Source organism: Nocardia sp. CWNU-33, from assembly GCF_046764895.1.
In the GTDB taxonomy this organism is placed as follows: domain Bacteria; phylum Actinomycetota; class Actinomycetes; order Mycobacteriales; family Mycobacteriaceae; genus Nocardia.
Window position 1 is genome coordinate 96,264 of record NZ_JBKOQN010000009.1, and the last position, 20,391, is coordinate 116,654.

The window sequence follows — 20,391 nt, forward strand, 5'->3', positions numbered from 1 at the left end:
AGGAAGTAGGGACCCACGAGATGGCGCGCATCGGAGACGGCGGCGATCTGCTCAAGTGCTCGTTCTGCGGAAAGAGCCAGAAGCAGGTCAAGAAGCTCATTGCGGGACCAGGGGTGTACATCTGCGACGAGTGCATCGATCTATGCAACGAGATCATCGAGGAAGAGCTGGCCGAGTCCAGCGAGGTCAAACTCGATGAGCTGCCCAAACCTGCCGAGATCCGGGACTTCCTGGAGAACTACGTGATCGGGCAGGACACGGCCAAGCGCACGCTCGCGGTGGCTGTCTACAACCACTACAAGCGCATCCAGGCCGGCGACAAGGGTCGCGACAGCCGTGGCGAGACGGTCGAGCTCGCCAAGTCGAACATCCTGATGCTCGGGCCGACCGGTTGCGGCAAGACCTACCTCGCGCAGACCCTGGCCAAGATGCTCAATGTGCCCTTCGCGATCGCCGATGCCACCGCACTGACCGAAGCCGGGTATGTCGGCGAGGACGTCGAGAACATCCTGCTGAAGCTGATCCAGGCCGCCGACTACGACGTGAAGCGGGCCGAGACCGGCATCATCTACATCGACGAGGTGGACAAGATCGCTCGCAAGAGCGAGAACCCTTCGATCACCCGCGATGTCTCCGGCGAGGGCGTGCAGCAGGCGCTGCTGAAGATCCTGGAGGGCACCCAGGCCAGCGTGCCGCCGCAGGGTGGACGCAAGCACCCGCACCAGGAATTCATCCAGATCGACACCACCAACGTGCTGTTCATCGTGGCGGGTGCGTTCGCCGGGCTGGAGAAGATCGTCTCCGACCGCACCGGACACCGCGGCATCGGCTTCGGCGCAGAGGTGCGCTCCAAGGCGGAGGTCGACACCTCGGATCACTTCGCCGAGGTGATGCCGGAGGACCTGATCAAGTTCGGTCTGATCCCCGAGTTCATCGGCCGTCTTCCGGTCGTCGCCTCGGTGACCAATCTCGACAAGGAATCCCTGGTCAAGATCCTCTCCGAACCGAAGAACGCGCTGGTCAAGCAGTACATCCGACTGTTCGAGATGGACGGCGTCGACCTCGAGTTCACCACGGACGCGCTGGAGGCGATCGCCGATCAGGCCATCCTGCGTGGCACCGGCGCACGCGGTCTGCGCGCCATCATGGAAGAGGTCCTGCTGCCGGTGATGTACGACATCCCCAGCCGCGATGATGTCGCCAAGGTGGTCGTCGACGCCGACACGGTCAACGACAACGTGCTGCCCACCATCGTGCCGCGCAAGGCGCAGCGCACCGAGCGGCGCGAGAAGTCGGCGTAGTCGCTTAACGGCAGGGGGATTCGGGGTGCAACCGCAGCCACTGCTGCATCCGGCGGGGCCGGGTCAGCTGCTGGATGTGCGCGGCGTGCTCAGTGGCACCGTCGACATGCGGACCTATCAACACACACATCTCGTGGTCTTCTCGCGCACTGAGGGCGGCATGCTCCGGGACCCGGGCCCGGATCAGCAGGGCCTGCTGGCGAGGCTGACAACGTGTGTCGAATGGCTCGACGAACACTTCGGGTTCGAGCTGGTGAGCGTTTTCACCAACCCGCTCGGGATGCAGTACATCTACTACGCCATGCTGCGTCGTCGTAGTCGAGGCCAGCGGTAGTAGAGGCGACGTGTCCTCGCCCATTGTGGACATCAGGTCATATCAGAGGTGTACAGACCTGTCTGTTGGGGTAATCCTTATCCAGGGTTGAGCAACCAGCCCAGTCCTGGAGCTGAGGCATCCGGGCGAAATTCAACGCCGGCAGTGTTTCGAGCATGCCGCGCGCGACCGGACCGAGGTCCATATGTCGACTGTTGTTGCTACTTCCAGCCAATCCGCCACTCACTTCGCGCAGCCGTGGCCGTCCGGTCGCGATCCGTCCGACCGCCTGCAGGTCACCCTCATGACACCCGCGGATTCGGTCACGCTGTGTGCCCTCGTTGGCGAGGTGGACTACTACAGCGCCGATGTCTTCCGGAGCAGTCTGATCGGATCCCTCGGGACCGCCGGGTCTGTGGTGGTGGTCGATCTGTCCAGGGTGACGTTCTTCGGCAGCGCAGGTCTGCGGGTATTGATCGAGGCCGAGGCAGTGGTGGGGCCTGCGGGAGGCAAGCTCGTGCTGATCACCGGCCGACGCTGTGTCGATCGATTGCTCGCCGCCGCCGGCGATGTGGGGGTTTTCCAGACAGTGACCAGCCTGGCCGAAGTGATAGCCGACGCCGCATAGCGGCTTTCCCGTGCCGCCCGTCGACATTGTTCGACGGGCGGCACGGTCGTTTCGCGGGGGTCAGTCCTGGGTCCAGGGAACTCGGCAGGAATCGGTGCTGAATCCCTGTGTCGTGATTCCGAGCGCGGAGTTGAAGCGTGAACGCATGTTCTCCAGGCCGATCTGGTAGGTCAGTTCGATGACACCCGCACGGCCGAAACGCTTTTCGAGGTCGGCGACCTGATCGTCGGTGACGGTGGTCGGCGTCGCGGTGAGGGCGTCGGCGTAGGCGATCGCGGCGCGTTCGTCGGCGCTGTAGAGCGGTGAGGTTTCGTACTCCGCGATGTGCTCGAGGCGGTCGACATCGAGGTTGCCATGCCGCATGAGCATGGCGCCGAAGTCGATGCACCATGAGCAGCCGACGATCCAGGCCACGCGGTATACGGCGATCTCGCGGATGGCGGCAGGCAATTTTGTGCATGCTCGTTCCATCAGCACTTCGTGAATACCGCTGGCGGCCAGCAGCTTTCCGTGGTTGGCCGTAACCGCGAACGGTTCGGGCACCGCGCCGAAGCGTCGCTCGGCAATGCGGTACAACAGTTTGGTGAGTGGCCCCGCCTGCTCGGGGGTGACGGCGGGGATACGGGTTGTTTCCATCACGGTTCTCCTTCGATCCAACGTTGTCCTGCTACTCGGACGAGGAGGGATCATGGAATGTGACGGGCAGCCGGGTGTGATCCACCGCACGCATTGCCCCGTCGGGCTACACCGCTTCGGTGTGCATATCGTCAGGGCTCCAGTATGCGCGCATGCTGATGATCTTGCCGTCGTCGTCGAACTCCATCACGTCGATGGGGGTCAGCGTGAAGCGCTGGTCGCCGAACTTGGTGATGATGCTGAACATGAAGGCAGCGTGATTGCCTCCGATGCGGATGGTCTCCGGCTTCAGTTCGGTTTCCCGATCGAGGTTGGCGATCACGTCATAGAACTCACGGATGGCAGCGTGGCCCTGTTTGACCTCGGAGCCGATGGGATCCTCGACGGTCGCGTCGGTGGCGTAGAGGTTGACGATCTCCTCGGTCGGGCCCGAGCCGACCAGCTCGACGTACTGCTCGACCACATCGCGGATCTGCTGTGCCATGGAAACTCCTGCCGAATTGGAACATGTTCTAATTCGGAGCGTAGCAGTGTCCATGATGCCGGAGTCGATGATTGCACTCTCGATACCTACCGGATCGGCCGCCGCGCGGATGCGCGCGCGCCGACGGCCCCGGAACTCCCTGTGCGTAGCACCTTCGGGGACACGGTGACGATCGGCCGGCTGCTGCCGTTCGATCGCGCCCGGGGTCGGGGATCGCCGTTGATCCGCCTGGCTCGCCATTGAACCTTCGTCCCATTCGGGTGCTGTCGTTGATGGTGTCGTACGCGGGGCCTTCGATGTTACGCCCGTCACTTATTCAAGCGATCCGTACCTCGGGGCACCCGCATTGCGGTGGGTCGCGATGACAACGCCCGAAGCGGTGGTGCGGGAATCGGTGAGGTCGAATCCGGTGGGCTGCACATCCTCGGTGAACAGCCGCTTGCCGGTGCCGAGCAGCACCGGGAAGGTGAGCAGGTGCATGGTGTCGATCAGGCCCGCGGCCCGCAGACCCTGCGCCGGATTGCCGCTCCCGTGCACCTGCCGTTCGCGACCGGGCTTTCCTCGAGTGCGGTCACCTCCTTGACCAGGTCGCCGCGCAGCACCTCGGCGGGGCCCCATCCCGCGCTGTCCAGGTGCTCACTACGTACTTGGGAAGCGAATTCAGTGTGGTGGCAATGGGATCCGTCGGGTCGGTGACCTTGGGCCAGTGGCCCGCCAAGATCTCGTAGGTGCGCCGACCGAGCAGGAAGGCGTCAACCTGTTGGAACACCTCGGTCATGGAAGCGCCGAAGTCCTCGTCGCCGTAGGGCGCCGACCAGCCGCCGTGGGTGAACCCGCCGCTCGGGTCCTCCTGTGGTTCGCCAGGCGCTTGATAGACGCCATCAAGGGTGATGAACTGGGTGAATGACAACTCCATGGCGGGGGTTTCTTTCGCCCTTGCCGCCCGCCGTGCGCGGGCCTCTTACCTGATTCGACGGCGCGGGCTCGGGAAACTCATCGCTATTTCCGCCGGTCGCGCCCCGGTGTGTCGGACTTGCGCTGTCGGCGACGTGCTGTTGAATCGGTCCGGTCAACCAGATGTTCGAGTGACGAGTGAAAGCGGAGGAGACATGGCACTGCCTACCATGACCGCGGAGCAGCGCACTGAGGCGCTGGCCAAGGCGGCTGCGGTCCGCAAGGCGCGCTCCGAACTGATCGGCAAAGTGAAGGCTGGCAAGGTTTCGGTTGCCGATTTGCTGAAGAAGGCCGATAGCGACGAGCTGGTCAAGAAGACCAAGGTCGCGGCCGTGATCAAGGCCCTGCCCGGCGTCGGCCCGGTGAAGGCCGCCAAGCTGCTGGACCAGGCCGAGATTCCCGAGGACCGCCGCATCGGTGGACTCGGCGCTCGCCAGCGTGCCGCACTGCTCGAGGCACTGGACGCCTGATCGCGTCTCAACTGTCGAGGTAACCATGATCGAGGAACGAACGCTCACGTCGGTGGCGTGGTTGTGCGTCGAGTACGGCCGCTTGCTTGCGGTCCGCACCAGAGGACGCGACGCCTTTTACCTACCGGGCGGCAAGCCCGAGCCGGGTGAAACCCTGGCGGGAGCGCTCGTTCGTGAAGTTCGAGAAGAAGTCGGCGTCGAGTTGGAGGCGCATCGGATCGAGCCCGTGGTGACCATCACCGCTCCTGCCCACGGGCGTCCCGGCACTCTCGTCGAAATGCACTGCTTCACCGCGCCGGGCCACGGCAACCCAGCACCAGCCGCGGAGATCGCGGAAATGACGTGGCTCGGTCCGGCGGACCATCATTTATGCGCCCCGGCCGTCGGCAAGGCCCTGGACCACCTCACCTCCATCGATGCTTGGGGCTCGCCGTAAGTCGTTCGGCTACTCGGCAACAACGGCCCGCAAACGAGTGGTGCCGATCGTTCAACGCGGGCGGCGGCGCGGGAACCGGATGTCCATCGGCGCCGGGTCGGACATGGGGATGTCGCCACGCGGCGGGATGACTACACAGCCGAGGCCGAGAATGACCAGCACGGCGGCGGCGAGCAGGCTGAGCGTGAAGCTGCCCGCGCCCATCTCGGCCGGTTTGTGGAAGGCGTGGTAGATGAAGTGCGGTAGACCGAACGTCAGCCAGCCGATTCCCGCCACTCGGGCAACCGCGGTGCCGTTGATGACGAGCGCGGCGATGGTGATCGCGGTCAAGGCGAGGAAGAAGGCGCCGACGTCACCTGCGAGGTGATGGTTGTATGGCCCGTCCACCGAGATCCAGTGCATGCCGAAACCGGGGAAGCTGGTGTACCAGGAGTGCGGTGCGAAGACCGCCCACAGACCGACGATCGCGCCCTGAACCGCAAGGATCGCCAGCATGATCCGAACGATCAGCAGCCGCCGTCGAAACTGTTCGAACCGCATGCGCACGCGCACGCCGCCGGACTTGCCTTCCACCGAAATCCGCATCGGGCGCTCCGTTCAATCCGAACTCTGGATCGGGTGAAGCAACCGTAATTCGGACGATCGGGAACGGGCAATAGGCGCACCGTCAGGGGCGGGTCCCAACGTTGGTGGGCACAATCGGCGCATCGCTGACCGACGTGCGGTCGAGCCGGTGCGAGCCGGTGTAGATGTTCATGGTCCGACCGCGCAGGAATCCGACGAGGGTGAGGCCTGATTCGGCTGCCAGGTCGACGGCGAGCGAGCTGGGTGCGGAGACCGCCCCGAGCATCGGGATGCCTGCCATCACCGCTTTCTGCACCAATTCGAAGGAGGCTCGGCCACTGACGATCAGCACCAGATCGTGGGCCGGGATCCGGTTTTCACGCAGTGCCCAGCCGAGCACCTTGTCGACGGCATTATGTCTGCCGATGTCCTCGCGGACAGCGAGGGCGGTGCCGTCCGCGGTGAAAAGCCCCGCCGCGTGCAGACCGCCGGTCGCGTCGAAAACGCCTTGGCGGGTGCGCAATTCGCCGGGCAGGGTGGTAAGGGTAGCGATGTCCACGAGGAGGCCGTCGGCGGGTATCGGGAATCGGGTGCGGGTGTGCACATCATCGAGTGCGGTCTTGCCGCAGAGCCCGCAGGCGCCGGTGGTGAGGACGTGGCGGCCGCGCACCGGGACCGGCGTGCGCAAGTGGACGTCGAGGACGTTGTAGGTGTTGTGCCCGTTTTCGTCGGTGCCCGCGCAGTAGCGTGCGCTCACCACATCGTCGGTGGCGCCGATGATGCCCTCGCCCAGCAGAAATCCGTGCACCAGGTCGATATCGCTGCCCGGAGTGCGCATGGTGACGGTGAGTTGCTCTCCGTCGAGGCGGATTTCGAGCGGCTCCTCCACCGCGAGGGTGTCGGGCCTTGTGATCTCACCGTGGGAGGTGATGCGGATCGTCGGACGGCGCGCGGTCACTCTACTCACGACGGCACCTCACTGCTCTCGGTAGGCGATCGGTGGCGACGGTCTGTGCGGTCACGATGGCTGCCCGACATGCGTGTGCCGCTCGAGCCGGATGGTCACGGCTTTGGACACCGGGGTATTCGACCGTGCCGCAACATGATCCAACGGAACCAGCGGATTGGTCTCCGGGTAGTAGGCGGCGGCATTGCCGCGTGGGGTCGAGTAACCGATGATGCGGAAGCCGGTCACTTTGCGTTCGGTGCCGTCGGTCCACTCGGAGATCAGATCCACCAATTCGCCGTCTGCGAAACCCAATTCGGCGATGTCCTCGGCGTTCACCAGGATCACCTTGCGGCCCCCGTGCACGCCGCGGTACCGGTCGTCCAAGCCGTAGATGGTGGTGTTGTACTGGTCGTGGCTGCGCAGCGTCTGCAGGATCAGCCTGCCTGCGGGGACCGGAGTCCAGGTGAGATCGTTCACCGCGAAGTTGGCTTTACCTGTGGTGGTGCGGAATTCGCGGGAGTCGCGCGGCGGATGGGGCAGCACGAAACCGTTGCGCTGCCGGACCCGGGCGTTGTAGTCGGCGCAGCCGGGCACCACGCGCGCGATCGCGTCGCGAATCTTGTCGTAGTTGCGCTGGTACTGCGCCCACGGCACCGGGTGGTCGGCGCCGAACAGGCTCTGCGCGAGCTCACAGACGATGGCGACCTCGCTGCGCAGTTGGTCGCTCACCGGCTTCAGCCGTCCGGTGGACAGATGCACCATCGACATCGAATCCTCCACCGACACTTGCTGTTTCACGCCGTCTTGCAGATCTACGTCGGTGCGGCCGAGGGTGGGCAGGATCAGCGCGGTCTGCCCGTGCACAACGTGGCTGCGGTTGAGTTTGGTGGAGACCTGCACGGTGAGCGCACAGCCGCGCAGCGCCGCCTCGGTGACCTCGGTATCGGGCGTCGCGGAGACGAAGTTGCCGCCCATCCCGAAGAACACCTTCGCCGTGCCCTCGCGCATGGCGCGGATGGCATCGACGGTGTCGCAGCCGTGCTTGCGCGGGCTGGTGATGCCGAACTCGTGATCGAGCGCGTCGAGGAAGGAGTCGGGCATCTGCTCCCAGATGCCCATGGTGCGATCGCCCTGCACGTTCGAGTGGCCGCGTACCGGGCACACACCCGCTCCCGGCTTGCCGATCATGCCGCGCAGCAACAGCAGGTTCGTCGCCTCCTCGATGGTGGCGACGCCGTGCTTCTGCTGGGTGAGGCCCATCGCCCAGCAGATGATGATGTTCTGCGATTCGGCCAGCAGCCGGGCGGTGCGACGGAGTTCGTCGTCGGTCAGCCCGGTTGCCGCGTGGACGGTGTCGAAATCGACGGCCCGCACCTTTTTTTCGTACTCCGTGAAGCCCGCGCAATGTGCGTCGACGAATTCGCGGTCCACCACCGTTCCCGGCGCGGCGTCCTCGGCCTCGAACAACAGGCGGCCGAGCCCCTGGAACAGCGCCATGTCACCGCCGAGGCGGATCTGTAGGAAGTCGTCGGCGATGGACACGCCGCTGGTGAAGCCCTTGACGGTCTGCGGATCGCGAAAGCCGAGCAACCCGGTCTCCGGCAGCGGATTGACGGCGATGATCGTGGCGCCTTTTGCCTTCGCCCCGGCCAGTGCGCTCAGCATCCGCGGATGATTGGTGCCCGGGTTCTGGCCTGCGACGATGATGAGGTCGGCGGCATCGAAGTCGTCGATCGAGACCGAGCCCTTGCCGATGCCGATGGAACTGGTCAGCGCGGCGCCGGAGGATTCGTGGCACATGTTCGAGCAGTCCGGCAGATTGTTGGTGCCGTAGCTGCGTACCAGCAGCTGATACAGGAACGCGGTCTCGTTGGCAGTGCGCCCCGAGGTGTAGAAAAGCGCCTCGTCCGGAGTCGTCAAGGCACGCAGCTGCTCCGCGATCAGCTGGTAGGCGTCGGCCCATTCGATGGGGGAGTAGTGGGTGGCGCCGGGGCGCAGCACCATCGGATGGGTGAGCCTGCCCTGCTGACCGAGCCAGTAGCCCGACTTGTCTGCCAGCTCCTCGATGGAGTGCGCGGCGAAGAATTCGGGGGTGACGGTGCGCAGCGTCGCCTCCTCGGCGACCGCCTTCGCGCCGTTCTCGCAGAACTCTGCAGGGCGACGATGGCCGGACGGCTCGGGCCAGGCACAGCCGGGACAGTCGAAACCGTGTACCTGGTTGACCCTGGCCAGCGTGCGGGCGGTGCGGACCACGCCCATCTCCTCGACCGCGCGTTTGAGTGCGACGGCGACGGCCGTGACCCCGGCCGCCTGCTCCTTCGGTGCGGTCACGCTCAGCGCGGTCTCGTCGATGTCGCGTGTCGGCCCATTACGGTGCATGGTCGTCATTGTCCTCTCCGCAGGGAGGCTGTCTCGGCGGGGCCCGAGATCAGCCTGTCCGATCGTGCGTACCCGCCGCAGGTCCGCTCCGCAACCGGGGCACGCAAGAAGGCCCGATTGCGTGCGTGTGACATGACCCCGGACTGCGGCAAGAAGATGACCCGGCATCCGGTATGCAGGGAGGTGCGACTGGGGCGCGTGGAAAGGCCTGAGTGCGGCACGCGGGACGGCTTGGGCAGCGCGTGACGTGTGACCGCGGCACCCGGCAACGGATCGGCCGCGGTACGTGGGATGGTGCGACTGCGGCTTGTCAGAGGGCAGGGCAGTCGGTGCGACCGTGCTCGGCCATCACCCCGCCGATCTGGCCGCAGCTCAGCATGCGGTGCGGCATCGAATCGAGATTCCCGGCGCCGCACTGAACGACCTTCGCGCGGGCGACTCTCCGCACTGGCCTCCGGCGGCGGTCACGACAAACCGTGAGCGCGGCGTTCACCGGAGATCTCCGTGGCGTCCTTGCGCCGATCTTCGATGCGATGGGTGGCGATTCGCGCACCGATGCGGACACTCCAGCCGGGCGGGAGTTCGATGGGTGCGGTACCGACGCGGGTCCACTGCTCGGCGCCGGGCGCCGCGATGAAAGTTCCCGCGGGAGTGGATGCGTCGCGAACATAGACCTTGCCGCGTTCGAGTGAGACATAGGCGTGTATGCGCGAGACATGCCGATCGCGCGGGACGGCGATAGGTGAGGCGGCGGCGGTGCGCACCGAATCGTCGGACATGGGGCTGCGGCCGATGACGTATGGGCGGTCGAGTGGGTAGGCGGCGCCGTCCTCGAAGACGAGCGCGCCGGTGGCCGGACCGAGTGTCGAGGTTGCCGGCGCCGGTGCGCTGCCGGTGGGACGCACGCGCCGCGGTCGCGCGCCGCCCTGCGTCGGAACCTTGTCCAGCGCAACAGGTTGCGGTCGCGAGGAGGTGGTCGGCCGGGTCGCGTCCGATGTCTCGGACCAGGCCAGTGGCCCCGCCCGGGTGCCGATCTCCGCACCTGCCCGAGCTTCGTCGCTCGACGGGGTATCGGATTCCGACAGCGCGACCAGGCCGGCCGGAGCCGTCGGTGGTGGCTCGTCCCCGGCCGCGGACTGCGGCGCGGCGGGCGCCGGGCGCGCGGCCTTCCCGGTTTTCCGCACCGCGACACGAAACACGAAACCGCCTCCGGGAACCACGCCGTCGCGCAAATTGCTGCGTGGGTGCGTGGTCAAGGGAAGCGCGGTGTCGGCGCCGACCGAAATCTGCCGCACCGGCTCGCGCACGATCTCGTCGACCCAGGTGAACGCACGCGCACCGGCCAGCCGCCTGGTCCCCTCCGCGCCCTGGATCTCGGCGCTCACCGGCCCGCGCAACAGGATGACCGTGCCATCGCCGGTCGGCGCGACCACGCCGAACGGCGGTGGCTCCGACCCACCGCCGAACACCACCGCGGCCAGGCGTTGCACAATCGCCGCGCCGGGATGCTCGCCATCGGCGACGGCTTCGATCGCACCGAGTATTCGGTCGGTGGAAGACGTTTCGCCGGCCAAGTACACGACGACCGCACCGAAGCGTGCGATCAAACCATCGCCCGGCGCGATTCCAACGGTGGACGGGTCCTTCGGCACCCGTGCCCTCCTTCCCGGCGCACTACGGCCCCCAGCATAGAGCGTGGACGACACCCGGAACGGGCGCGGCGAACAACCGATGGGCAGGCACGGAATCGTCCGTGCCCGCCCTGTTGTCGGTGGTGTGGGAGGTGGCGCTATCGAGTCATCCTGCGCGCGTTCGCAGTTCAGGCGGCGAATATCGCGGCGTTGTCACGAATCCAGTCGGCGAAGGTGCGTGCCGGGTGGCCGGTGAGGGCGGCGACCGTGTCGGTGATCACGGTGGGCACCCCGTCGCAACGCCGCCAGTAGTCGAGCAGGCCATCGGCATAGTGGGCGGGGATGTACTCGGCCATCTCCTGCCGCCAGGTGTCGGGGGTGACGTGGTCGATGGTGACGCTGCGGCCGGTGAGCTCGGCGATCAGGTCGAGTTGCGCGGTGAAGGTCAGGGTCTGTGGGCCCGTGAGGTGGTAGACCGCGCCACGGTGCTCGGGCTCGGTGAGCAGGGCGTGGACGGCCTCGGCGATGTCGAGTTCGTGGATCGGGTCGGCGTAGGCGTTGGGGTAAGGCAGGCTGACCGGGCGGTCGGTCTTGATCGAGAACGACCAGCCACGGGCATTGCCTGCGAAGGCACCTGGTTGCAACACGCTGACGGCCATCGGTGCGTCCGCGAGTCCGAGTTCGGCATCGAGGTGCGACTTCGCGACCGGATTGGTGGCGGCGTCAGGGTCGAGCACCGAGGACGAAGACAGCAGCACGATGTGCTCGACCCCGGCTTCGGTTGCGGTGGTGACGAATTCGGTGATGTACGCGGGCTCGGCGTAGAGGAACACCGAGGTGACGCCGGCCAGCGCGGCGGGGAAAGTCGTCGGGTCCCGCAGGTCGCAGGTGACGGCGGATACCCCGTCGGGGAGTTCGAGCTGGTCGGGTCGGCCGGAGCCGACCCGGACGGCGTGGCCGTCGGCGAGCAGCAGGGACAGCAGGTTGGTGGCGACCGCGCCGCGGCCTCCGGTGATGAGGATCATGACAACTCCGTGGGGTCGTGCGGTTGATGATGTTCGATCGGCGTGCCGATCAGTGGTCTGCGGCCGGTGCTCGCCGCGGAAGCAGCTGGACAATGCCGCAGCTGACCAGCGTGATCGCGGCGACGACGAGGAGGCTGACGGTCAGCGCGTGCGCCTGCCCGGAACCGACGGTGCGGAAATAGACGGTGGTGACGGCGGCCGCACCGATGGCGTTGGCCAGTTGCTGCACGGCCGAGAGGGAACCGCTGCCGCTGCCGGTCTCCGCCGGGTCGATATCGCCGATGGTGATCTGGAAGATGGTGCCGAAGCAGGTGCCCATGCCGACACCGAGAATGAAGACGGGTACGGCGAGAACCCATGCGGTGATATCGGTTCCGGCGGTCAGCGCGAGGGCGAGCAGCAGGCCGGTGCCCGCCAGGGTGATCAGCAGCCCGATAAGGATGAGGGTGCGGCCGAGTTTCGCAAGCAGTTGATGTGCGGCGACCGAGGCCACGATGATGCCGGCGGCCAGTGGCGCGAGGCCGAGTGCGGCCCCGGTCGGGGTGTAGCCGAGGCCGGTCTGCATGAACAGCGAGAGCACGTAGAGCAGACCGGACACCGCGGCGAAGAACACCAGGCCCAGCAGCAGGCCCGAGGTGAAGCCGCGGTTGGCGAACAGTGACGGCTCGATGAGCGGATTCGTCGCGGTGAGTTGGCGGCGGGCGAAGAGTGCGAAGGCCACCGCGGCTGCGGCGAGATAGCCGAAGGGTGCTGCGGTCCAGCCGTTGGCCGAACCCTCGATGAGGCCGAACAGCGAGCCGAACATGGCCGCGCCGAGCAGGGCCGAGCCGAGCGCGTCGATGGCGACGGTGCGATCGCCGTCGTCGGCGGGCAGCAGGCGGTATGCGGCGGCGAAGGCGAGCGAGCCGAGCACGATATTGATCAGGAACATGGCTCGCCAGCCGAGGCCGAACAGGTCGGCGTCGATCAGGAAGCCCGCGAGGATCGGGCCGCCGACCGCGGAAAGGCCGAGGGCAGGGCCGAACACACCGAAGGCTTTGCCGAGCTGTTCGCGCGGGAAGACCTGGGTGAGGATGCCGAAACCCTGCGGAATGAGCAGCGCGCCGAACGCGCCCTGGACAAGTCGTGCGGTGACGATCGAGGTCGGGTCGATGGCGAGGCCGCAGGCGACCGAGGCCACGGTGAAGCCGGCGACGCCGATCAGGAACAGGCGGCGTTTGCCGAACCGGTCGCCTAGTCTGCCGCCGACGACGAGTAGAACGCCGAGTGCGAGGGCGTAGCCCGCGCCGAGCCACTGGATCAGTGACTGACCGCCGCCGAGGTCGTTCGCGACGGTCGGCGCGGCGATATTGGTGATCGTCGAGTCGAGCAGATCGAGGACGTCGGCTGCGAGGATGACGGCCAGTATCGCCCACATGCGGGCTCCGACCTTGGTGTTTGCCGCCGTTTCCGGATGCGTGATGGTGGACATGAGGTTCCCCTTCGAGGAAGAAATCGATCGAACATCGATCGTGACGAACGTTGTTCGGTTGATTGAAAACTTAGAGGACGAACAGTGTTCGTGTCAAACGGTGTTCGTTCCGGCGTATGCTCGGTGTCATGAGCTCCGCACCTGTCAGCCGCCGGGCCCGTCCCGCAAAGGCTCCACTCAGCCGTGATGTCATCGTCGAAACCGGTCTGCGCATCCTCGACAACGACGGCCTGTCCGCCCTCACCATGCGTCGCGTCGCTCAGGACCTGGATACGGGTGCGGCGTCGCTGTACGTCTATGTCGCCAACCGGGACGATCTGATGGCCGCGATGCTCGACCATGTGCTCGGCACGGTGCCCGAGCCGGCCGGTGGCACCTGGCGCGAACGGCTCGGCGACCTTGTCGCGTCGACCGTGGCGGCCATGAGCAAGCATGAAGGTCTGGCGCTGGTCGCGCTCGGCTCGATTCCCACCAGCCCGAACGCGCTGCTGCTCATCGAACGGATGCTGACGCTGCTCGACGAGGGCGGTCTGGACAAGAGGACCAATTCCTGGGCCGTCGACCTGCTCTACCTGCACATCACCGCACAGGCCGCGGAGCAGAGCGCCTACAACGTTGGAGGGCGCGTGGAAAGCGACTACGTCGCCGAGGTCCAGCGGGACTTCGCGGAACTGCCTGCCGACCGGTATCCGATGCTTGTCGGCCTTGGCGAAGAAATGATGAGCGGCAACGGCGACGACCGTGAAGTATGGGCGCTGCGGGTGCTGATCAACGGCATCCTGGCTACCCCGGCCGAGTGAGCCCCGCGCGAGGAGCGGCAATGCAAGCAATTCGACCGGCGACCGAGAACGACCTGCCGGTCCTGCAGGATATCGAGCGCGCGGCGGGAAAGCCGTTCGCGGACATCGGCATGACGGCCGTCGCCGACGACGATCCGCCGCCATTGGACACCCTGCGCGAGTTCCTGCACGCGGGGCGCGCGTGGGTGTACGCCGATGACGCCGACCGCCCGATCGGTTACCTCATTCTCGGAATCGTCGACGGCGACGCACATGTCGATCAGGTGTCGGTGGATCCCGTGTATGCCGGCAACCGAATCGGCAAGCGGCTCATCGACCACGCGGTGCACTGGGCGAAAGCGCAAGGGCTGCCTGCCATGACCCTGACCACGTTCACCGACGTCGCCTGGAACGGCCCTTACTATGAGCGGCTCGGTTTTCGCTACCTCACCGCCGCGCAAGAGACGCGGGGACTGCGCGAGATCCGCGCCGCCGAGGCGGCCAACGGGCTGGATCAATGGCCCCGCGCCTGCATGCGCGCGGAGCTGGTGGGCTGGGTGTCCGACTAACCGCGAGCCCGGGCGAAGGTGGCTTCCGCCGCGGGAAGGGCGGCAGCCCGGTCCGTGGCGACCAGGCCGATGCGGGTGCGCCGGTCGAGGAGGTCGTCGGTGTCCAGTGCGCCTTCGTGGGTGATGCCGAAAGCGAATTCCGCGGCAGTCACGTCGATGCCAGGGGCGACCTGCTCGAGCGCGGCCGAATTGTCTCGAGCGACAGCGAGAACGGTGGGCGCTTCGCTGCCGTAGCGTTCGACGAGGACCGGTGGGGCGGCGATATGGTCGCGTGCGGCTCCCGACACCGCGCCGACCAGCGGGAGTCGCTTGGTGCGGCAGGGCCCCGCGGCGAGGCCGCCGTGGGCGACAGCGGCATCAACGGCGTCCTCGGCCATCTGGCGGTAGGTGGTGAGCTTGCCGCCGACGATGGTGATGACGCCGGTGGGGGAGTGCAGGACCGCGTGCTGACGGGAGATGTCGGCGGTGGCGTTGTCCGCGGTTTTCAGCAGCGGGCGCAGTCCTGCGTAGGTGCCGCGGATATCCGCGCGGGTCAACGGCTCGCGCAGTGCGGTGTTGATGGTGTCGAGCAGGAAGTAGATCTCGGCCTCGGTGGGCTGCGGCTCGTCCGGAACCGGGCCGGGGGCATCCTCGTCGGTGAGGCCGAGATACACCCGGCCGTGCGCGGCCGGGAATGCGAACACGAAGCGGCTGGTGGTACCCGGAATTGGCACCGTCAGGGAGGCGGTGAGGCCGCCGAAGGATTCGGCGTCGAACACCAGGTGGGTGCCGCGGCTGGGGCGTAGCTCGATGCTCGGGTCCACCTGGTCGGCCCAGACGCCAGTGGCGTTGATGACGGTGCGGGGGCGAATGGTCATCGACTCGCCGGTCAGCGTGTCGCGCAGGGTCGCCGAATTACCTTCGACAGCAACGGCTTCCACCCGGGTGAGCACTGTTGCGCCGTTGGCCGCCGCGGTACGGGCGAGCGCGACCACCAGTCGGGCGTCGTCGACGAGCTGTCCGTCCCAGGCCTGTAGGCCGCCGCGCAGACCATCGCGCCGGACAGTCGGCGCCAGCCGCAGCGCTTCCGCGGTGGCGACGCGACGCGAACGGGGCAGGATCGCGGCCGGGGTGCCTGCGGTGCGCCGCAGCACATCACCCGCGACGAAACCGGCCCGAATCAGCGTGCTCTGCGCAACGCCGATCTCCGGCAGCAGCGGCACGAGCTGCGGCAGCGGACGTACGAGATGCGGTGCGGTGGTGCCGATCAGGATGCCGCGCTCGACGGCGCTCTCGTGCGCGATGCCGACCTGACCGCTCGCCAAGTAGCGCAGTCCACCGTGCACCAGCTTCGAGCTCCACCGTGAGGTTCCGAACGCCAGGTCCTGCCGTTCGACCAGCACCGTGCGCAGGCCGCGCGCGGCGGCATCGAGTGCGGCGCCCGCACCGGTGACACCGCCGCCGATCACCAGCACGTCGATTTCGGTGTCATCGCCGAGCTGTGCCAGCTCGCGGGAGCGCCGGGCGGCGTTCAGGGCGGAGTTGCCGACGGTGGCCGAATTAGCGGTCATCACAGTCTCTTTCCGAGGTCGGACCTGCCGCCGGTGCGGAGGTTATCGATCGTTGACGATGCGGATCGGGCGTCAGGGGACTGCCGTCGGCGATGGCGAGCGCGGTGCTGCCCGAAGTCCGCTCGCTCATGTCCGCTCGCTCATGTGCGGCGTCCGACGATTCGACACCGCTGGTGTCGGCCGCGGCCGAGCCGACCGGTGGAACAAGGTAACCGTCTATAGCGTGCGTCAATTCGGCGTCGAGTGCTGCTCCGTCGAGTAGGGCGGCGACGGTGCCCGCCGACTGCACCGCGGACTGGGCGATCAGCAGCAGCATGGTCGCCATCTGCTCGGCGTCACCGTCGCGGATCGACGAATCCTGTTGGCCCTCGCGGATTCCCGCGGTGAACAGCTCGATCAGGTGGCGTTGGTTGCGGCCGAGGCGGCCGAACACGTAGGTGAGCATCAGGTCGGTGTCGGTGCGGAAGATCTTGCCGAACAAGGGGTTTTCCCGGATCGCCGCTGCGCCGGTGACAATGCCTCGGACCAGGCGGGTGCGCGCAGGCCCCCCGGCAGGCATGGTCGCGGTGACGATCGCACGCAATTCGCGTACCAGCAGTTCGGCCACCAGGGCGCCGGTATCGGGCCAGCGGCGGTAGACAGTGGGCCTGCTTACCCGGGCTCGCCGTGCCACCTCGGTGAGGGTGGTCCGGCGCACGCCGAATTCCTCGACGCAGTCTCGCGCGGCGTCGAGAATCGCAAGGTCGGTCGCCGACAGTGCGGTGTCGGGCTCTTCGGGGGCAGGCATTCGGGTGTCACCGCCGGGTGTCGAAGTGGGCAAGCATCGTTACTCCTTGACAGTATATGTCAAACTGTAACGCATGGTCGAGACGCAACAGCATGCCGACGAGGATTCGGCGCCCCGCTCGGACGCCCAACTGGCAAAGCCGGGCGTACCGGAGCACGCAGCAAGTATGGTGTGGGACGCCTGGGGTATTCCAGCCGGACACAAGCCGCTTTCGGCACAGATCCGGGGCCTGCTGGCGCAGGTTTTCGGAGTGTCCGGCGACCCGGTGGCGCGCCGCGATGAGGGCGATGTACCGCTGCGCGAGTCGGTGCTGCCCCCGGCCCGACGAGACGGGTTGGTCGAGGTGGTCGGCGCGGACAACGTGTCGCTCGCCCACCGCGATCGGTTGCTGCACGCAGGCGGAAAAAGCACCCCGGACCTGCTGCGCCGCCGTGCTGCCGAGCCACAGGAAGCACCGGATGCGGTCGTGTTCCCCGCCGGCCACGAGCAGGTGCTCGCGGTCCTGGCCTATTGCGCCGAACACGCCATCGCGGTGGTTCCCTTCGGTGGCGGCACCAGCGTGGTCGGCGGCGTCGACCCGGTGCGCGGCCGCTTCGAGGCGGTCATCGCGCTGGACCTGCGTCGCCTCGACACCGTCTCGGACATCGATCCGGTGAGCGCAACCGCCACGCTGGGCGCCGGTCTCACCGGCCCGCGCGCCGAGGCATTGCTCGCCGACCGGGGACTTTCGCTCGGCCACTTCCCGCAGAGCTTCGAATTCGCGAGCATCGGTGGCTTCGCGGCCACCCGGTCCTCCGGACAGGCGTCCGCGGGCTACGGTCGCTTCGACGATATGGTCCAGCACCTGAAGATCGCCACGCCGAGCGGCACGCTGGAGCTCGGCCGTGCCCCCGCTTCGGCCGCAGGTCCGGACCTGCGCGAACTGTTCGTCGGTTCGGAAGGCGCTCTCGGCGTGATCACCGAGGTCACCCTGCGGGTGCATCCGGTGCCGGAAACCATTGCCTACCGGGCCTGGTCGTTCCCCGACTTCGCCACGGGCGCAGCCGCACTGCGCTCGGTGGTGCAGACGGGCGCGGCGCCGACGGTGCTGCGCTTGTCCGACGAGGTCGAGACCGGCATCAACCTGGCCCGCTCCGGTGATGTCGGCGGCACCCCGGTCTCGGGATGCCTGGCCATCACCACGTTCGAAGGCACCGGAGCCCATGTCGCCTCGCGCAGCGCCGAGGCGGGTGCGCTCTTGGCGGCGGCGGGCGGCACGGACTTGGGTGCGACTCCTGCCGAGGAGTGGGAGCACGGCCGCTTCGCCGCGCCCTACATGCGCGACTCGCTGCTCGACGTCGGAGTGCTGTGCGAGACGCTGGAGACCGCCACCACCTGGTCGAATCTCGACAACCTCAAGGCCAAGGTCACTGCGGCACTGACGGATTCAATGGGCGGACAGGGCACGCCGCCACTGGTGATGTGCCACATCTCGCACACCTACCCGACGGGCGCCTCGCTGTACTTCACGATCATCGCCAAGCAATTGGACGATCCGATCTCGCAGTGGGGCCTCGCGAAGAACGCGGTCAGCGACGCTATCGTGGCCGCAGGCGGCACCATCACCCACCATCATGCGGTCGGCACCGACCACCGCCCCTGGATGTCCGCCGAGGTCGGGGACCTGGGTGTGCGGGTATTGCGCGCGGTGAAACAGGAATTGGACCCCGCAGGAATCCTCAATCCTGGAAAGCTGGTCCCGTGACGCAGGACTCGACACGCACCATCGGTGCGGTCACCGTGGTGACCAACCCCATGTCCGGGGTCGGCCGTGGGCACGACGTCGCGGCTGCCACGCTGGCCCGATTCGCCGAGCGTGGTGTCGCGGTCACCGAGGTGCGCGCACCATCTGCCGCCGAATCTGTTCGCCTGGTGCGGGATTCGATCTCCCGCGTGGATCAGGTACCGGACGCGGTGGTGTGCATCGGCGGGGACGGGCTTGTCAACGTCGTCCTCGAGGCATTGGCACAGACCGGAGTGCCGCTCGGGCTCGTCCCCGCGGGCACCGGCAACGACCTCGCCAGGGAACTCGGTGTCCCCACCGATGATCCGGTGGCCGCCGCAGATCTCGTACTCGACGGCCACACTCGCACCATCGATCTCGGCCGGATCGAATCGCCCGGGTCGGAGCCGATGTGGTTCGCCACCGTGGCCGGCACGGGGTTCGATGCCCGAGTCACCCTGCGCGCCAACGGCATGCGCTGGCCGAAGGGGCCACTGCGGTACACATTCGCGGCGCTGGCCGAGATCTCCGGTCGCTTCACCGTGCCCTATCGGATCGAGCTGACCGGGGTCGCGCCGGGTGCATTGGACAATCCGGCGATGGACACGGTCGTGGAGACGGCGGCGGTCATGGTCGCGGTGGGCAACACCCGCACCTACGGCGGCGGCATGTTGATCTGCCCGGACGCGATCATGGACGATGGCCTGCTCGACCTGACCGTGGTCGGCGCGGTATCGCGACTGGACATGCTCCGGCTGCTTCCCGCCCTGTCGGCGGGCAAGCGGATCGACCATCCGGCGACCAAGCAGTATCGAACCGCGCAGGTGACGTTGACAGCCGCAGGCGCCCCGGCCACCGCCGACGGTGAACCAGCGGGCACGCTGCCGGTCACGATCAGTGCCGTACCCGGCGCGCTCACCGTGCTGGTTCGTCGTTAGTCGTCGGATCTCCAGGCGGCGAAGCCGACTCGGCTGATCCGGTCGACATTGGTTCGATCGATGATCACCGTCGAGGCCGGTGCGGGCTGTGGCACGCGGCCTGCACCGAGTTCGCGGATCAGTCGTCGCCATCGATGGCAGTGCAGGGAGAACGCGGGCCCGTTGATCCGGCGCCCGCGTGCGAACTGGCCTGCGCGCGCCGCGGTGGCAGGCACATCGAGCAGGATCACGTGCACTTCCCGGTGGTACCCGGTGGCCCACCGTGTGAGTAGTCGGCGCGTCCATCCGAAGGTCGCGCAATCGTGGATTACCACCGGTCCTGCATTGTCGCGCAGCGCATTTCGGATCCGGGCGAAATGTGCGATGTGCACCACCGGTCGCCACAGGAGATAGGGCAGCCAGCCGACCCGGCGTCGCCACCAGTTGCGGGTCTGGTTCGAATCGAGCACGACCGAACCCTGCGGTCCCTTCGTCGCCTGATCGGCATCCGCTGTCGCACCGAAGAACATTCGCAGCGCGGTGCTCTTGCCCGCGCCGGGTACCCCCGCGACGATCAGCGCGGCCGTCGCCGGATACCGCAACTCATCGACGATCAGTCCGCGCAGATCGTGGACGGAATCCGGTGCGATGAAAGGTAATTCGGCGAGTGGCGGCCGCGATTGCGCAGCGGCGAAGGGCGGCCCGTCGAGCGGAGGGTTCACCCTTTCCAGCGTCGCGGGCCGAATTCGATTCGGCAACAGGGAAAACCCTGATTTCGGCTGAGAA

21 protein-coding genes and 1 pseudogene are annotated in these 20,391 nt (G+C 67.1%); 9 read left to right on the forward strand and 13 right to left on the reverse strand.

Going from position 1 to position 20,391, the window contains the following annotated elements:
- The first annotated feature begins 20 nt into the window (after nucleotides 1-20).
- From clpX to ACLMAL_RS14580, 3 genes are all read left to right on the forward strand, one after another.
- Nucleotides 21-1,301 (forward strand): ATP-dependent Clp protease ATP-binding subunit ClpX, encoded by a 1,281-nt coding sequence (clpX, locus tag ACLMAL_RS14570; protein WP_328410422.1) that lies wholly within the window; start codon nucleotides 21-23, stop codon nucleotides 1,299-1,301.
- A gap of 25 nt (nucleotides 1,302-1,326) precedes the next feature.
- Nucleotides 1,327-1,635: a hypothetical protein gene (locus ACLMAL_RS14575; RefSeq protein ID WP_411999556.1), complete on the forward strand. Its 309-nt coding sequence runs from the start codon at nucleotides 1,327-1,329 to the stop codon at nucleotides 1,633-1,635.
- A gap of 184 nt (nucleotides 1,636-1,819) precedes the next feature.
- Complete coding sequence (locus ACLMAL_RS14580; protein WP_411999557.1) at nucleotides 1,820-2,242, forward strand: STAS domain-containing protein; 423 nt, start codon at nucleotides 1,820-1,822, stop codon at nucleotides 2,240-2,242.
- Between the two features lie 60 nt (nucleotides 2,243-2,302).
- Here the strand turns inward: ACLMAL_RS14580 and ACLMAL_RS14585 are convergent, their stop codons facing one another.
- The 4 genes from ACLMAL_RS14585 to ACLMAL_RS14600 all read right to left on the reverse strand — a co-directional run bounded on the left by ACLMAL_RS14585 (nucleotide 2,303) and on the right by ACLMAL_RS14600 (nucleotide 4,278).
- Nucleotides 2,303-2,878: a carboxymuconolactone decarboxylase family protein gene (locus ACLMAL_RS14585; RefSeq protein WP_328410428.1), complete on the reverse strand. Its 576-nt coding sequence runs from the start codon at nucleotides 2,876-2,878 to the stop codon at nucleotides 2,303-2,305.
- A 106-nt stretch (nucleotides 2,879-2,984) separates the two neighbouring features.
- Nucleotides 2,985-3,362 carry a nuclear transport factor 2 family protein gene (locus tag ACLMAL_RS14590; RefSeq protein WP_411999558.1) on the reverse strand — a complete coding sequence of 126 codons (378 nt, stop codon included), beginning with the start codon at nucleotides 3,360-3,362 and terminating at the stop codon, nucleotides 2,985-2,987.
- A gap of 312 nt (nucleotides 3,363-3,674) precedes the next feature.
- On the reverse strand, nucleotides 3,675-3,899 hold the full coding sequence (locus tag ACLMAL_RS14595) for a dihydrofolate reductase family protein (protein ID WP_411999559.1): 225 nt from the start codon (nucleotides 3,897-3,899) through the stop codon (nucleotides 3,675-3,677).
- Nucleotides 3,900-3,933: 34 nt separating this feature from the next.
- Nucleotides 3,934-4,278: a dihydrofolate reductase family protein gene (locus ACLMAL_RS14600; protein ID WP_411999560.1), complete on the reverse strand. Its 345-nt coding sequence runs from the start codon at nucleotides 4,276-4,278 to the stop codon at nucleotides 3,934-3,936.
- Between the two features lie 193 nt (nucleotides 4,279-4,471).
- Here ACLMAL_RS14600 and mihF point away from each other — a divergent pair, with 193 nt between their 5' ends.
- Both mihF and ACLMAL_RS14610 read left to right on the forward strand, forming a co-directional pair.
- Nucleotides 4,472-4,786 (forward strand): integration host factor, actinobacterial type, encoded by a 315-nt coding sequence (mihF, locus tag ACLMAL_RS14605; RefSeq protein ID WP_328410432.1) that lies wholly within the window; start codon nucleotides 4,472-4,474, stop codon nucleotides 4,784-4,786.
- Between the two features lie 25 nt (nucleotides 4,787-4,811).
- The gene (locus tag ACLMAL_RS14610; protein ID WP_328410434.1) at nucleotides 4,812-5,222 is read left to right on the forward strand and encodes an NUDIX domain-containing protein; all 411 of its coding nucleotides are present in this window, start codon (nucleotides 4,812-4,814) and stop codon (nucleotides 5,220-5,222) included.
- Nucleotides 5,223-5,273: 51 nt separating this feature from the next.
- Here the strand turns inward: ACLMAL_RS14610 and ACLMAL_RS14615 are convergent, their stop codons facing one another.
- From ACLMAL_RS14615 to ACLMAL_RS14640, 6 genes are all read right to left on the reverse strand, one after another.
- Nucleotides 5,274-5,807 (reverse strand): hypothetical protein, encoded by a 534-nt coding sequence (locus ACLMAL_RS14615; protein WP_328410436.1) that lies wholly within the window; start codon nucleotides 5,805-5,807, stop codon nucleotides 5,274-5,276.
- A gap of 82 nt (nucleotides 5,808-5,889) precedes the next feature.
- A complete protein-coding gene (gene fdhD, locus ACLMAL_RS14620; RefSeq protein ID WP_411999561.1) occupies nucleotides 5,890-6,753 on the reverse strand; it encodes a formate dehydrogenase accessory sulfurtransferase FdhD in 864 nt (287 codons plus the stop codon).
- A 51-nt stretch (nucleotides 6,754-6,804) separates the two neighbouring features.
- Nucleotides 6,805-9,114, reverse strand: a complete 2,310-nt coding sequence (locus ACLMAL_RS14625) for an FdhF/YdeP family oxidoreductase (RefSeq protein ID WP_411999709.1) — start codon at nucleotides 9,112-9,114, stop codon at nucleotides 6,805-6,807.
- A 464-nt stretch (nucleotides 9,115-9,578) separates the two neighbouring features.
- Nucleotides 9,579-10,766: an FHA domain-containing protein gene (locus ACLMAL_RS14630; RefSeq protein WP_411999562.1), complete on the reverse strand. Its 1,188-nt coding sequence runs from the start codon at nucleotides 10,764-10,766 to the stop codon at nucleotides 9,579-9,581.
- Between the two features lie 167 nt (nucleotides 10,767-10,933).
- Nucleotides 10,934-11,770, reverse strand: coding sequence for an SDR family oxidoreductase (locus tag ACLMAL_RS14635; protein WP_411999563.1), 837 nt, complete (start codon nucleotides 11,768-11,770; stop codon nucleotides 10,934-10,936).
- A gap of 49 nt (nucleotides 11,771-11,819) precedes the next feature.
- Nucleotides 11,820-13,241, reverse strand: coding sequence for a DHA2 family efflux MFS transporter permease subunit (locus ACLMAL_RS14640; protein WP_411999564.1), 1,422 nt, complete (start codon nucleotides 13,239-13,241; stop codon nucleotides 11,820-11,822).
- A 128-nt stretch (nucleotides 13,242-13,369) separates the two neighbouring features.
- On the opposite strand from ACLMAL_RS14640, the gene ACLMAL_RS14645 reads away from it, so the two are divergent.
- Both ACLMAL_RS14645 and ACLMAL_RS14650 read left to right on the forward strand, forming a co-directional pair.
- Nucleotides 13,370-14,041 (forward strand): TetR/AcrR family transcriptional regulator, encoded by a 672-nt coding sequence (locus ACLMAL_RS14645; RefSeq protein ID WP_328410447.1) that lies wholly within the window; start codon nucleotides 13,370-13,372, stop codon nucleotides 14,039-14,041.
- Between the two features lie 20 nt (nucleotides 14,042-14,061).
- Complete coding sequence (locus tag ACLMAL_RS14650; RefSeq protein WP_411999565.1) at nucleotides 14,062-14,589, forward strand: GNAT family N-acetyltransferase; 528 nt, start codon at nucleotides 14,062-14,064, stop codon at nucleotides 14,587-14,589.
- Here the strand turns inward: ACLMAL_RS14650 and ACLMAL_RS14655 are convergent.
- Together ACLMAL_RS14655 and ACLMAL_RS14660 are read right to left on the reverse strand one after the other, a co-directional pair.
- Nucleotides 14,586-16,139 carry a glycerol-3-phosphate dehydrogenase/oxidase gene (locus tag ACLMAL_RS14655; protein WP_411999566.1) on the reverse strand — a complete coding sequence of 518 codons (1,554 nt, stop codon included), beginning with the start codon at nucleotides 16,137-16,139 and terminating at the stop codon, nucleotides 14,586-14,588. The two genes, ACLMAL_RS14650 and ACLMAL_RS14655, sit on opposite strands and share 4 nt — an antisense overlap.
- A 205-nt stretch (nucleotides 16,140-16,344) precedes the next feature.
- Nucleotides 16,345-16,926: pseudogene (locus tag ACLMAL_RS14660) on the reverse strand (TetR/AcrR family transcriptional regulator); the annotation flags it as partial.
- Between the two features lie 166 nt (nucleotides 16,927-17,092).
- Between ACLMAL_RS14660 and ACLMAL_RS14665 the strand changes: the two are divergent.
- Nucleotides 17,093-18,670 carry an FAD-binding oxidoreductase gene (locus ACLMAL_RS14665; protein ID WP_411999710.1) on the forward strand — a complete coding sequence of 526 codons (1,578 nt, stop codon included), beginning with the start codon at nucleotides 17,093-17,095 and terminating at the stop codon, nucleotides 18,668-18,670.
- On the forward strand, nucleotides 18,667-19,626 hold the full coding sequence (locus ACLMAL_RS14670) for a diacylglycerol kinase (protein WP_411999567.1): 960 nt from the start codon (nucleotides 18,667-18,669) through the stop codon (nucleotides 19,624-19,626). Before ACLMAL_RS14665 ends, ACLMAL_RS14670 begins: the two co-directional genes overlap by 4 nt.
- Here ACLMAL_RS14670 and ACLMAL_RS14675 read toward each other — a convergent pair.
- Nucleotides 19,623-20,327, reverse strand: a complete 705-nt coding sequence (locus ACLMAL_RS14675) for an AAA family ATPase (RefSeq protein ID WP_411999568.1) — start codon at nucleotides 20,325-20,327, stop codon at nucleotides 19,623-19,625. The genes ACLMAL_RS14670 and ACLMAL_RS14675 overlap by 4 nt on opposite strands.
- Between the last annotated feature and the right edge of the window lie 64 nt (nucleotides 20,328-20,391).